Origin of the sequence: Pseudomonas sp. SED1, assembly GCF_034044025.1 — a bacterium.
Classification (GTDB): Bacteria; Pseudomonadota; Gammaproteobacteria; order Pseudomonadales; family Pseudomonadaceae; genus Aquipseudomonas.
In genome coordinates, this window is record NZ_JAXCIS010000157.1 from 1 (window position 1) to 13,260 (window position 13,260).

At 62.2% G+C, this 13,260-nt stretch carries 12 protein-coding genes; 6 read left to right on the forward strand and 6 right to left on the reverse strand.

Annotated features, from left to right (window positions below):
• Positions 1-33 precede the first annotated feature (33 nt).
• Positions 34-1,329, reverse strand: a complete 1,296-nt coding sequence (locus tag SNL23_RS20050) for a serine/threonine transporter (RefSeq protein WP_318303236.1) — start codon at positions 1,327-1,329, stop codon at positions 34-36.
• 60 nt (positions 1,330-1,389) lie between these two features.
• Complete coding sequence (locus SNL23_RS20055) at positions 1,390-2,766, reverse strand: L-serine ammonia-lyase (RefSeq protein ID WP_318303237.1); 1,377 nt, start codon at positions 2,764-2,766, stop codon at positions 1,390-1,392.
• A gap of 137 nt (positions 2,767-2,903) precedes the next feature.
• Here SNL23_RS20055 and SNL23_RS20060 point away from each other — a divergent pair, with 137 nt between their 5' ends.
• Positions 2,904-3,851 carry a LysR substrate-binding domain-containing protein gene (locus SNL23_RS20060; RefSeq protein ID WP_010176953.1) on the forward strand — a complete coding sequence of 316 codons (948 nt, stop codon included), beginning with the start codon at positions 2,904-2,906 and terminating at the stop codon, positions 3,849-3,851.
• Between the two features lie 211 nt (positions 3,852-4,062).
• The gene (locus SNL23_RS20065; protein WP_010176952.1) at positions 4,063-4,473 is read left to right on the forward strand and encodes an HPF/RaiA family ribosome-associated protein; all 411 of its coding nucleotides are present in this window, start codon (positions 4,063-4,065) and stop codon (positions 4,471-4,473) included.
• A gap of 69 nt (positions 4,474-4,542) precedes the next feature.
• On the opposite strand, the gene SNL23_RS20070 is transcribed toward SNL23_RS20065, so the two are convergent.
• Entirely contained in the window at positions 4,543-6,051 is a 1,509-nt protein-coding gene (locus SNL23_RS20070) for an MFS transporter (protein ID WP_318303239.1), read from the reverse strand.
• 104 nt (positions 6,052-6,155) lie between these two features.
• Here SNL23_RS20070 and SNL23_RS20075 point away from each other — a divergent pair, with 104 nt between their 5' ends.
• A complete protein-coding gene (locus tag SNL23_RS20075) occupies positions 6,156-7,028 on the forward strand; it encodes a LysR family transcriptional regulator (RefSeq protein WP_318303240.1) in 873 nt (290 codons plus the stop codon).
• Here the strand turns inward: SNL23_RS20075 and fecA are convergent, their stop codons facing one another.
• From fecA to SNL23_RS20090, 3 genes are all read right to left on the reverse strand, one after another.
• A complete protein-coding gene (gene fecA / locus SNL23_RS20080) occupies positions 7,029-9,374 on the reverse strand; it encodes a TonB-dependent Fe(3+) dicitrate receptor FecA (RefSeq protein WP_167663766.1) in 2,346 nt (781 codons plus the stop codon).
• Positions 9,375-9,464: 90 nt separating this feature from the next.
• Positions 9,465-10,406, reverse strand: coding sequence for a FecR family protein (locus SNL23_RS20085; protein WP_318303243.1), 942 nt, complete (start codon positions 10,404-10,406; stop codon positions 9,465-9,467).
• Positions 10,403-10,891: a sigma-70 family RNA polymerase sigma factor gene (locus SNL23_RS20090; protein WP_167663764.1), complete on the reverse strand. Its 489-nt coding sequence runs from the start codon at positions 10,889-10,891 to the stop codon at positions 10,403-10,405. Before SNL23_RS20090 ends, SNL23_RS20085 begins: the two co-directional genes overlap by 4 nt.
• Before the next feature lie 159 nt (positions 10,892-11,050).
• Here SNL23_RS20090 and SNL23_RS20095 point away from each other — a divergent pair, with 159 nt between their 5' ends.
• Genes SNL23_RS20095 through SNL23_RS20105 form a run of 3 tightly spaced genes read left to right on the forward strand, consistent with a single transcriptional unit; the run spans position 11,051 to position 13,251 of the window.
• Complete coding sequence (locus SNL23_RS20095) at positions 11,051-11,353, forward strand: DUF3649 domain-containing protein (protein WP_167663763.1); 303 nt, start codon at positions 11,051-11,053, stop codon at positions 11,351-11,353.
• Positions 11,350-12,924 (forward strand): PepSY-associated TM helix domain-containing protein, encoded by a 1,575-nt coding sequence (locus SNL23_RS20100; RefSeq protein WP_318303245.1) that lies wholly within the window; start codon positions 11,350-11,352, stop codon positions 12,922-12,924. The genes SNL23_RS20095 and SNL23_RS20100 overlap by 4 nt, the downstream gene beginning before the upstream one ends.
• Positions 12,925-13,251: a DUF3325 domain-containing protein gene (locus SNL23_RS20105; RefSeq protein WP_076017618.1), complete on the forward strand. Its 327-nt coding sequence runs from the start codon at positions 12,925-12,927 to the stop codon at positions 13,249-13,251.
• Positions 13,252-13,260: the final 9 nt, after the last annotated feature.

Here is a 13,260-nt window from a genome sequence, read left to right on the forward strand (position 1 = left end):
GGTTGGCGGTGTTTTTGCGCGCGGTGATCCGTTTCAGGGCATCACGGAAAAAACGATCGCAGACAGCGCAATCAAGCCGACCAACACCACAAACACGTTGGACGCCTGGCCCGAGTACTGGCGCAAAGATGGCACCCGGCGGATGGCGTACATCGGCATCAGGAACAACAGGCAGGCTATGATCGGCCCGCCCATGGTTTCGATCATGCCGAGGATGCTCGGGTTGAAGGTGGCCACGGCCCAGCAGGTGAGCACCATGAACAGCGCGGTGCAGCGCTCCAGCCACTTGGCGGACATCGAACGGTTACGTCCGCGCAGGGATTTGACGATCAGGCCCTGGAAGCCTTCGCTCGCGCCGATGTAGTGGCCCAGGAAGGATTTGGTGATTGCCACCAGCGCGATCAACGGCGCGGCGTAGGCGATCACCGGGGTCTGGAAGTGGTTGGCAAGGTACGACAGGATCGAGATGTTCTGCGCCTTCGCGGCAGCGAGGTCAGCCGGCGACAGGGCCAGCACGCAACTGAAGCAGAAGAACATCACCGTCAGCACCATCATGCTGTGGGCCATGGCCAGGATGCCGCTGCTTTTGCGCTCGGCTTGCGGGCCGTACACGCGTTTCTGGTCGACGGCGAAGGCGGAGATGATCGGCGAGTGGTTGAAGGAAAACACCATCACCGGGATGGCCAGCCACAAGGTCTTGAAGAAAGCCGGCAGCGGCATGCCTTCGCTGGCGGAGGCGAAGAACGCGCCGTTCCAGTTGGGGATCAGGCTCACCGCCAACAGCAGCAGGGCGGCGACGAACGGGTACACCAACACGCTCATGGCCTTGACGATCACGCCCTGGCCGCAACGCACAATGGCCATCAGGCCGAGGATCAGCACCAGCGACAGGATCGCCCGGGGCGGCGGCGCCATGTGCAGTTGGTGTTCCATGAAGCTGGTCAGGGTGTTGGTCAGCGCCACGCTGTACACCAGCAAAATCGGGAAGATTGCGAAGAAGTACAGCAAGGTGATCAGCTTGCCGGCGCCGATGCCGAAGTGTTCTTCCACCACGTCGGTGATGTCGCCGGATTTGCCCGACAACACAAAGCGCGTCAGCCCACGGTGGGCGAAGAAGGTCATTGGGAAGGCCAGCAGCGCCAGCACGATCAACGGCCAGAAGCCGCCCACGCCAGCGTTGATCGGCAGGAACAGGGTGCCGGCACCGATGGCGGTGCCGTAGAGGCCGAGCATCCAGGTAGTGTCGTGTTTGTTCCAGCCTTGTGTAACGGTGGTCGGCGTCACGTCTACAGCGGGATTTTCGGCAGCAGGTGTACGTACATCGGTCATCGTTATTGCCTCGTTATTATTTTTGCGCGGGCTCACGTTGGGGCGATCAGGGAATGCTCCTCAGCACTCCACCCAGCTAACGGCCAGGCCGCCCCGTGAAGTTTCTTTGTATTTGTCGTGCATGTCGGCGCCGGTGTCGCGCATGGTGCGGATCACCCGGTCGAGGGAGATGAAGTGCTTGCCATCGCCGCGCAGGGCCATTTGCGTGGCGTTGATCGCCTTGACCGCGGCGATCGCATTGCGCTCGATGCAGGGCACCTGGACCAGCCCGCCAACCGGGTCGCAGGTCAGGCCGAGGTTGTGTTCCAGGCCGATTTCGGCGGCGTTTTCCAGTTGTTCCGGAGATGCACCGAGTATGTCGGCCAAACCTGCGGCGGCCATGGCGCAGGCCGAGCCGACTTCGCCCTGGCAGCCGACTTCGGCGCCGGAGATCGAGGCGTTTTTCTTGCAGAGGATGCCGACGGCGGCCGCGGCGAGGAAGAAGTTCACCACGTCATCGTCGGACGCGTCCGGGTTGAACTTCATGTAGTAGTGCAGCACCGCCGGGATGATTCCCGCCGCGCCATTGGTCGGCGCGGTGACCATGCGACCACCGGCAGCGTTTTCTTCGTTGACGGCGAGGGCGAACAGGTTGACCCATTCCATCGCCGACAAGGTCGACGTGATGACGTTGGGTTTGCCGATTTCCAGCAGGCTGCGGTGCAATTTCGCCGCGCGCCGTGGCACATCCAGGCCACCGGGCAAGATGCCCTCGTGGCGCAGGCCCTGTTCGACGCATTCGCGCATCACAGACCAGATATGCAGCAGGCCACTGCGGATCTCGGCGTCACTGCGCCAGGCCCGTTCGTTGGCCATCATCAGTTCGGAAACCCGCAGGCCGTGCTTGTTGCACAAGGCCAGCAGTTCGACGGCGCTGGAGAAGTCGTAAGGCAATTGCACTTCGCTGGTCGGCGCGATGCCGGATTCGGCTTCCGCCGCTTCGATGATGAAACCGCCACCCACCGAGTAGTACGTCTGCTCGCTCAACAGGCCGTTTTCGCCGTAGGCGTGCAGGGACATGGCGTTGGGGTGGTAGGGCAGGCTTTCGTCCAGCAGCAGGAGATCGTGTTGCCAGTTGAAGGCAATCGACGTGCGGCCGGCGAGCAGCAATTGGCCGGACTCGCGCAATTGCTGGATGCGAGGACCAATGCTGGTGGGGTCGATGCTGTCTGGCCATTCGCCCATCAGGCCCATCACGCAGGCGCGGTCGGTGGCGTGGCCGACGCCGGTGGCGGACAGCGAACCGTATAAACGCACTTCTACCCGACGGATGTCGTCGAGCAATTGCTGGTCGATCAGCGCCTGAACGAAGGTCGCCGCCGCCCGCATCGGGCCCACGGTATGGGAGCTGGAAGGACCAATGCCTACCTTGAATAGATCGAAAACACTGATAGCCATGCTAAACCCTTACAAGCAATGGAGTACGAATCGCTGCCATCTTTTGTAGGACAAGCGGAATTAGCGCGATACTGAGCCTCTGGATCGGCAGTGACCAACGAATTATCCTAAGACACCCTTTAGCAGGACTAAACCCTATGGCTCGCCCGCTTCATGGCCAGACTTACGTCTGGTTGCACGTTTTTTCCTGCGCGGCACGGCATTTGTCGTTCACCCGTTGCGCCGAAGAACTGCACATCACCCCGGGCGCGGTCAGCCAGCAAATTCGCCAGTTGGAGGAGCGTTTGGGCTTCCGGCTGTTCCATCGACGGGCACGCGGGGTTGAGCTGAGTGCAGAAGGCCAGCGGCTGGCGATTACCGTGGGTGAGGCCTATGGCAGCATTGATGCCGAGTTGCAGCGCCTGGACGCCGGGATGATCAGCGGCACCTTGCGCTTGCGTTCGATCCCGTCGTTTCTCGGTAAATGGCTGACGCCGCGTTTGCCGCGTTTGCAGCAGCGCTTCCCGGACATCCAATTGCGCATGGTCGCCGAAGACAGCAGCATCGCCTTGCACGAGGGCGACTTCGACCTGGCCATCGACCTTAACGACGGCAGCTACCCCGGATTGTTATCCACAGCCCTGCTGGATGAGCAGATCTTCCCGGTGTGCGCACCGAGCCTGCTGCGCGGTCGGCCGCCGCTGCATGGCCCCGCCGACCTGGTGCATTTCCCGCTGCTGCACGACATTACCGCCTGGCGTGGGAGTTATGAGTACGCGGAGTGGGAGTTCTACCTGAACGCCATCGGCTACGACGCTGCCGACGTACGGCGCGGGCATACCTTTAACCGCAACCACCTGACCATCGAGGCGGCCATTGCCGGCATGGGCGTGGCGATTGCCCGGCGAACCTTGCTCAATGACGAATTGGAACGTGGCACGTTGATCGTGCCGTTTGGCCTCGCCGTACCCAATCACAAACGTTACGTGCTGCTGTATGCCCCAGGCGCGCTGAGCCATCCGGGTGTGCGGGCGGTGCATGACTGGCTGGTAGAGGAAGCGGGGATTTTTCGCGGATTGCACCCCTTGGGAGAGGGGCAATTGTAAGGAAGTTGGCGGTAAGAAGATGTAACCAACTCCCCACCCTAACAGCGTTTTTGGTTGTAGTCAGGGTTAATTTGTAATGTGGGATTTATCTTTGCAAAGGGGTTGAAATGTTCCTCTGTCTGCTCAATTGTGTAATCAGGAGGTCATGGTTTTCACCCATCCGGTGAAGCAGGAATGGCCTTCGGCGAGCTAGCTGAAATAAGGGAAAACTATGCAAATCCAAGTCAATAGCGATAACCATATTGAAAGCAGCATCCGACTGGAGGAGTGGGTACGTACCACCATTGAGAGCACGCTCGAACGTTATGAAGAGGATCTGACCCGCGTCGAGGTTTACCTGCGGGACGAGAACGGTGACAAGCCCGGTCCACACGACCTGAGTTGCCGACTGGAAGCACGGCCAAAGGGCCATCAACCGATTTCGGTCCTCCATAAAGCCGATACGCTGGAACAAGCGATCGATGGCGCAGCTACCAAGCTGGAGCATGCCCTGGAGCATCTGTACGGCAAACTGCGCGGCAAACCACGCGCCGCGGGTCAAAGCCTGCCTAATACCAAGGCCGACGAGGCCGAGCTTGAAGAGGAATTTCTGGAAAACGAACAGGCTGCGCTTAACGGCTGATAGCTGATACTTTTTTCAACCCCACTAAAAACGGGCCTGCAGATGCAGGCCCGTTTTTCATTTAAAGCGTTAGCGCGGGCTGCGCCGGAAAAAACAGGCGCTTAAGACTGCCAGTGAGCAAGCGCCCAAGCCTGCATACAACATGGCCCAACCTGCACCGTTGCGTAGCGCGGCCTGGGCAATCAACGAGCCCTGCGGCAACACCTCCAGCTTGCCGGCGGCGATGTCCTGGCTGAGGGTGGCCAACTGCGCCGTGTCGGGCAATGCGCCAGCCAGGTGGTGAGCGATCCCGAGTATCAACACCAAGCCCATCAACGCGATATTGAGCGCCAGGGTAATCAGCCGTGCGCTGAAATCGATGCCCGACGCCATCCCCGCGCGGTCGGATGAGACTGAGCCGGTGGTGGTGTTGGTGGTGGGCGAGTTGGTAAACGCCAAGCCGCTGCCGGCAATCCCACAGGCGATCAGGATCAACACCACACTGGGCTGGTCGCTATGGTTGATCGCGGCCATGGCGACAAAGCCCACGCCCATCAGGCCCAGGCCCAACGGAATGATGCGTTCGGCGCCGTAGCGCAGCGCCAGGCGTTCGGCCAGGGGCGGTACCACCAGCGTGGGCAGGGTATAGGCGAGCAGGGCGAGCCCGGTGAGCATGGTGTTGTAGCCCAGGCCGGCCTGGAAATACAGCGGCAGGTAGATCATGAAGGGCCAGAAGCTGAAGTTCATGCCGATCGAACCCATCAACGCGCCGTTGAAGCGCGGGATGCGGAACACCGAGAAATCGAACATCGGATGCGGGCTGCGCCGCTCCACAACCACGAACAACAGCAGGCTGGCTACCGATAATCCGGCCCAGCCGAGCATGGCTGGGGTGGCAAAGCCGCTCTCGGTGCCCTGGGTGATGAAGTAAACCAGGGCGAACACCGCCAAAGTGAGGGTGGCCATGCCGGCGATGTCGAGGCGATGAGCGGCCGGGTCGCGGGATTCCTGCACGCTGATGCGCAGCAATACCAGGGTGAACACGGTCAGCGGCGCATGCACCAGGAACACCCAGCGCCAATCCGCGACTGCCAGGATCAACGCCCCCACCATCGGCCCGAAGCCCAGGCCCACACCGGCAATCACACCCCAGATGGCAAAGGCTCGCGCCCGGGCCGCCGGTTCGCGGAACTGGTGCGACAGAATCGCGAACTGGCAGATCATCATCGCCCCGCCACCCACGCCTTGGACAAAACGCGCCGCGATCAGCGTAGACGCATCGTTGGCCAGCCCACAGGCCAGCGATGCCAGCCCGAATACCCACAGGCACAGCACCAGCATGCGCCGCCGGCCAAAGCGATCGGCCAGTGTGCCCGCCGCCATCAGCACGCTGGTGCAGGCCAGGGTGTAGGCATTCATGATCCATTGGGCGTCCTGGAAGCCGGTGCCCAATTGCTGTTCGAGGGTGGGCAGGATGACCGGCACGCTGGAAATCTCCAGGCCGAACATCAGCGCCACCAGGCACACGGCGGTGAGCGCCAGGCCGTCTCTGGCGGTTCGCGGCGGGTTGATGGCGGATACAACGGCGTCGGATGACATGGCCTCTTCCTTTCGATGGGGGAAGCTGTCATTTTCACGGGAATGCAGTTCTTTATTAGCGATACTTATTCCATGGATAAGGGATCTAAAGGCGACAATCGATCATGGCCACTCCGCGTTTTGATGGTGTTGAACTGTTTTTACAAATCGTCGAGAGCGGCAATCTGACCGAGGCCGCCGAACGGCTGAACCTCACGCGCTCAGCGGTGGGCAAGGGCTTGGCGCGCCTGGAAGCGAGGCTGGGGACGTCCCTGTTGCAACGCTCTACCCGGCGCCAGCGTCTGACCGAGGACGGGCAGGCTTATTACGAGCATTGCCTGCGTGCGCTGGCGGAGTTGGAAGCCGCCGAATCCGTGCTGGAAAGTGGCCGCCAGCAGCCACGTGGACGGTTAAGGGCCAGCTTGCCTTTGGCGTTCGGTCACCACTATGCGGCGCCAGCGCTCTGGAGCCTGATGGACCATTTTCCGCAACTGGAGATCGAGATTTCTTTCTCCGACCGGCTGATAGACCTGGCCCAGGAAGGCTTCGACCTGGCGGTGCGCATCGGCGCATTGCCCGACACCGACCGCTTGAGCGCAAGGCGCCTTGGCGAGCAGGCGATTGCCCTGGCGGCGTCACCCGCGTACCTGCAGCGCACCCGTCGAATCGAATCCATCGCGGACCTGGCCGGGCATCGAGGCATTGCCTACCGCAGCAATGCCCCGCAACGGGAACGGGTGGCCTCGCCGTTGATCCTGGATGACCTCCAGGCCGTGGCCGATGCCGCCATCGCCGGGGTCGGCCTGGCCTGGTTGCCCAGTTGGCTGATCGCCCACTACGTACTGCGCGGGCAACTGCAGGCGGTACTGCCGGACCACCGCGAGCAACCGATGCCGATCCATGTCATCTGGCCCACGGCGACGCACATGCCGGCCAAAACCCGGTGTGCCATCGACGCGTTGGTGGTCGGCACACCTTCGTGCCTGGCGGGTAGCTGATCAGAACGCGATGGACGTCTGCACGTACAGCGTGCGCGGCTCGCCGACGTATTTGCCCTTGTTGTTATCGTCAAACGAGCGGGTGTAGTACTGCTTGTTGAAGATGTTTTTCACACCGACGGCCACGTTCAAATCCGACAGTTGCGGGCCAAAGTCATACGCCGCGCGGCTGCTGAACAACATGTAGCCGGGGATGCGTCCGGTGCTGCCGTCGGCGCTTTCCGCTTCAGTGTTGGCGTTGTCGGCGAACTGGCTGCTCTGGTAGCTGCTGTCCACATTCAACTTCCAGCGACCTTCGGTGTAACCCACGCCCAGGGTGCCCTTGTGCTTGGAGGAGAAGGGCACGCGGTTGCCTTTGTTCGGGCCGTCTTCACGAATGGTGGCGTCGACGTAGGCGTACGTGGCGTACACATCAAAACCGGCGAGCGCCGGGCTCAAGCCGTCGAGGGCATAGTTGATGCTGGACTCGATGCCCTGGTGACGGGTTTCGCCACGGGCGATCACCGTGTCGTTGGTCTGGTTGCTGTCGTACTGGTTGTCGAAGTTGATCAGGAACGCACCGATCTCGGCCCGCAGGGTGCCATTGTCGTAACGGGTACCGAGTTCCCAGGTGCGGGCTTTTTCCGGTTTCACTTCGCCGCTGGTCACGCGGTTGGGCATCTGGCTGTACTGCACGCTGCCGAACGAACCTTCGGTGTTGGCGTAGAGGTTCCAGTCGTCGGTCAGGTGATAGAGCACGTTCAACGCCGGCAGGGCGGTGTTGTAGTCACCCTTGTATTTGACGTTGCTGAGGTTGTTGGTCTGCTGGGACTCGATCATCTCGTAGCGGATGCCCGGGGTGATGGTCCATTTGCCGATATCAATCCGGTCGTCGACGAAGAACGCATTGGCTTCGGTGCTGCCCCGGGTGTCGCGGTCGTTGCGGCTGTCGGTGGTGGGCAGTTGCTGGTTGGCGGTAATTGGCGTGCGGTAGCGCATTTCGTGGCCGGCTTCGTTGATGTAGCGATAGCCCACGCCCACTTCGTGGCTGGTCGGGCCGAGGTCGAAGCCTTGGGCGAAACGGGTCTCCAGGCCGCGCACCCAGTACTCGCGAGGCGACAGGGAGAGGAAGTTGCCCTGGTCGAGGTAGCCGCTACGCAGGGTGGTGGTGAAGAAGCTGTTGACGGTGAATTCCCGGCGATCTTCCTGGTAGCGGTAACCGGCGTTGAACATGGTGCGGCGCCCCCAGAACTGGTCATAGGGGCGGGTGGACTGGTACGGGTCGGCCTTGTAGGCCGCGGTGCTCAAGCCGCCGGGCATATCGGCCTTGCCTTCGTAGTACTGCGCCATGGCGTTGAAGCTGTTGGCGTCGTCCAACTGGTACTTGCCCTTGAGGATCAGGTCGTCGATGCGGGTGTCGCTGTTCTCGCGCCAGTCACCGCCACGGGTGCCGGAATACAGGATCGCGCCGCCCAAACCGTTGTCTGCGGTGCCGCCCGCCAGCAGGTTGCCGGTGGTCTTGAAGCCATCGTGGCTGGAAGACGGGCTGGTTTCGGTCTGCAGGCCGCCTTTCACCGTTGGGGCCTCGGGAATCGCGCGGGTGACGAAGTTGACGATGCCGCCGACGTTCTGCGGGCCATAGCGCACCGCGCCGCCGCCGCGCACCACGTCCACCGCGTCCATGTTGCCCATGCTGATGGGCGCGAACGACAACTGCGGCTGGCCATACGGTGCAAACGGCACCGGTATGCCGTCCATCAATACTGTGGAACGTGAGGCCAGGCGTGGGTTGAGCCCGCGAATACCGAAGTTCAGCGCCATGTCGTGGCTGCCGGTGCCGTTGTTTTCCGGAGCGTTGACCCCGGGAATGCGGTTGAGCACATCGCGGGCCTGGGTGGCGCCCTGGCGTTCGAATTCTTCGCGACGGATCACGTCCCGCGCGCCCGGGTGTTCGAAGACGTTGGTTTGCGCCGCGTCCCCCAGCCAGTCGCCGACCACGTTGGAGGTGCCCAATTCGAGGGTGGCCGGAGCATTCGCCGGTTGCAGGCTGAAGGCATTGTTGCCCTCGGCGCGGGCTTGCAGGCCGGTGCCTTTGAGCAAGGCATTCAGGCCCTCTTCAGCGGTGTAGTTGCCCGACAGGCCGTGGCTTTGCACGCCGGCGGTCACGTCGGAGCCAAATGAAATCAGCACGCCGGCTTCACGGCCAAACTGGTTCAGCGCCGCTTCAAGTGACGTAGGGGCGATGCGGTAGGGCTTGGCATCGGCCGCCAACACGTAGGGCACGGCGCTGAAACTGAGGCTGGCCCCCAGCAACAAATGGCGCAGGGTGCGAGCGAGGGGCGTCAAGCGAGTCGGTTGCTGGGGCATGAAGTGCGGTCCTGAGAAGAAAGGATCAAGGTGGCTTTCCTTCTCTGTCACGCGAGGTGCGGAAAACGGCTCACGGGTTGTGAAAATAATTCAGGCGCGGGCTTCGACGGTCACCCAGTAGCGGGTAAACCGCCGAACCTTGACCGGCAGGCTGACTTGCAGCAGGTCCAGGATTCGCTCGCTGTCGTCCAGCGGGTAGCTGCCGGAAATCAGCAGGTTGGCCACTTGCGGGTCACAGTTGAGCTGACCACGGCGATAACGGCTCAGCTCGGCGAGGAAATCTGCCAGGCGCATGTGGGCCGCCACCAGCATGCCATCGGCCCAGGCACCGCTGCCGGCGTCGGTGGGGCGGGCGGTGTCCCAGCCTTTGCGGGTGAAATTGACCTGATGGGCGTTGTCGACGGTCAGCGGCAAACCGCTATAGGTGTTGGGCATCACGTCAACGTGCCCGTCAAACACCGCCAACTGCGTGTGATCATTGAACTGCCGTACGTTCAGCCGTGCCGCCTGGGCGCTGAGCAAGCCCTGGGCGGTGACGATCCGCAGCGGGGCCTTGCCGGTTTTGGCGGTCAACTGGATTTCGCCTTCGAGCAGGCGGATCAAGCGTTGTTGACCCTCAAAATGCACGTCCACTGCACTGCCGGTGTTGAGCTGCAACTGGCTGCCATCGGCCAGCTGGAACGTGCGCCGCTGGCCGATGGGGCTGCGGTAGTCGGCGCTCAACGGCGGCAGGATATGTTGCTGGCGCAAACCCCAGGCCGCTGCCGACCCGGCGCCGAGTATCAGCAACAACTTCAGGGCCTGACGGCGACTGTTGGATTTCGGTGCATTCAAGGCGGCGTGGGCCAGGGGCGATGGCATCCCGCGCAGCCGCTGGTTCACTCGCTGGATTTGCTCCCAGGCCCGCTGATGTTCGCTGTGGGCGTCCAGCCAGTGTTGCCAGGCCGCCTGTTTGCGCGGGTTGAGCGGGCCCTGCTGCATTTCCATCAGCCAGTGCACCGCTTGTTCGGCGACTTGCGTTGAGACACTCATAGGGCGAAGTAGCAGCGCATCGCCGCTTTATGCAGGTGACGCTTGACCGTGGCGATGGAGATCCCCAGTTCCGCGCCGATTTGCGCGTAGGTCAAGCCGTCGAGCTGGGCCAGCAGGAACGCGCGTTTAACCTGGGGCGCCAAGCCCTCCAGCAACTGGTCCAGCTCCATCAAGGTTTGCAGGATGATCGCCCGCTCTTCTTCCGACGGCGCCACGTGTTCGGGCATCTGCGCCAAGGCGTCGAGGTAGGCGCGCTCCAGGTCCTGGCGGCGGTAATGGTTGAACAGCACGCGCTTGGCGATGGTGGTAAGGAAGGCGCGGGGCTCGATCAGCGTCGGGGTTTCCCGTGCGGTCAGCACGCGAATGAAGGTGTCCTGGGCCAGGTCGGCGGCGCTTTCCGGGCAGCCGAGCTTGCGACGCAACCAGCCGGTGAGCCAGTGGTGATGGTCGTGGTACAGCACTTCGACGGTGTTGGACGGCTGCAACGCGCACACTCCGCAAGCATGGGCATGCTTTAGAGAACAAGAATTGTTCGCATTGTAGGGCGCGTAGGCGGGTTCGGCAATTACCAGTGATGCGTTCTCTTTTGCTTATGAGAACCTTTATCATTAATATTGCGTGCTGACGAACCTGGCGCCCTGTGCATGAAACGCAAAACCTCACTTCCCGTTTCCTACCGTATTGCCGTGACTTCGCGCGTGCTGGCGGCTGTGGTCGGCGGTTACTTGCTGGCGTCCCTGGCCAGCGTGTGCATGACGTTGTGGCTGCCCACCAGTCGCGCCGATGCGGTGATCAGCGGCATGCTGAGTTCGTTTGTGTTCTATCTGTTGGCGGTGATCTGGTGTTTCGCCTGCCGTACCGCCTGGCGCGCCTGGTTTGGCGTGTTGCTGCCCAGCGCGATGCTGGCCACGTTCGCCGGGTTGACGTACTGGATGACACGCACATGAAAGAGGGCTTCCGCCAGGCCATGGCCTGGTTGCACACCTGGGCTGGGCTGATCTTTGGCTGGCTGCTGTTTGCGATTTTCCTGACGGGCACCTTGTCCTATTTCAAGGACGAAATTACCCACTGGATGCAGCCTGAAGTGCAGGCGCATCCCGTGGACGACGCCCGTAGCCTGGCCGTCGCCCAAGCGTATTTGCAGCAACAGGCACCCAACGCAGCGCGCTGGTTTATCAACGTGCCGAGCCCCCGTGAACCCGGCCTGTCGGTGATGTGGCAAGACAAGGTCGACCCGGGCAAGCGCGGCAATTTCGTCGAGAAACTCCTCGATCCCGTCAGCGGCCAGCCGGTCCACGCCCGGGAAAGCAGGGGCGGCGAATTCTTCTATCGCTTCCACTTCCAGCTGCAAATGCCGTATCCGTGGGGGCGCTGGCTGTCGACCATCGCCGCGATGGTGATGTTCGTGGCCCTGATCACCGGGATCATCACCCACAAGAAAATCTTCAAGGACTTCTTCACCTTCCGCCCGCGTAAAGGCCAGCGCTCCTGGCTCGACGGGCACAACGCCGTGGGCGTGCTGGTGTTGCCATTTCACTTGATGATCACTTACAGCAGCCTGGTGATTTTCATGAGCATGGTGATGCCGGCGAGCATCCTCGCCTCTTACGGCAACGACACCCGTGCGTTTTTCAACGATGTGTTCCCGGCCACCGACAACGCGCCGGCCCTTGGCCAACCCGGGCAGCTGTTGCCGCTGGGGCCGATGTACGAGCAGGCGCGCGAGCAGTGGGCGGGCGGGCATGTCGGGCGACTGGTGGTGAATAATCCAAGCGATGTGAACGCCTCGGTCAATGTGTTCCGCGCCGGGTCGGATCGAGTGGTGCACGACTTTGGCAGCACCGTCTCATTCAACGGCACCACCGGCGAACTGCTGCGGGTCAGCGGCGAGCAGTCGCTGCCGGCGGCGATTGGTGGCAGCTTCTACGGTTTGCACATGGGCCATTTCGCCGGTCCGGTATTGCGCTGGCTGTATTTCATCTGCGGCCTCGCAGGCACCGCGATGATCGGCACCGGGCTGGTGATGTGGCTGGGCAAGCGTCAACTCCAGCATGCCAAAACCGGTGTGATGCCCTTTGAATTGCGGTTAGTGGAAGTGTTGAACATCGCCAGCATGTCCGGCTTGATGATCGCCATCGCCGCCTTCTTCTGGGCCAACCGCCTGTTATCGGCCAGCTTTGCCGGGCGCTCGGACTGGGAAGTACAAGCCTTCTTTATCGCCTGGGGCTTGAGCGTTGTGCACGCGATTGTCCGCCAGGGTCGCCGCGGCTGGGTTGAGCAATTGGGCGTGGGCGCGCTGCTGTTTATCGGCGTGCCGGTGCTCAACGCGCTGACCACGTCGCAGCATTTGGGTGTGTCCCTGGCCAACGGCGATTGGGCCATGGCCGGCTTCGACCTGACGTGCCTGGGCAGCGGCGTGTTTCTGGCCTGGGCTGCGTGGAAAATGCAGCACCGCCGCGTCCCTCAACCCAAGGCCGAACGCGCCCGGCCGTTGACCCTCAAGGGCGAGGTGAACTGAATGTTCCTGGCGCTGCTGCTGTGTTACGCAGGGTTTACCGCGTTGTGCCTGTCCATGGACAGGCACCATGGCGAACTGCTGCGCAGTAAACCCTCACCCCGCCGGCGCCTGGGTTTGCGCGTGGGCGGCTGGCTGCTGTTGATCGTCTCGATCTGGCCGGCGGTGCTCGCGACCGGTTGGAGCCAGGGCCTGGTGGAATGGTGCGCGGTGTTGATGCTCAGTGGATTGCTGCTGGTGTTGCTGTTGCCGTATCGGCCAAGGCTGGCTTTGATTCTGGCGGGCGTCGGCCTGCTGGCCAGCCCGGTTGCGGCCTTCGCGACCCTTTGAGTCCACCGT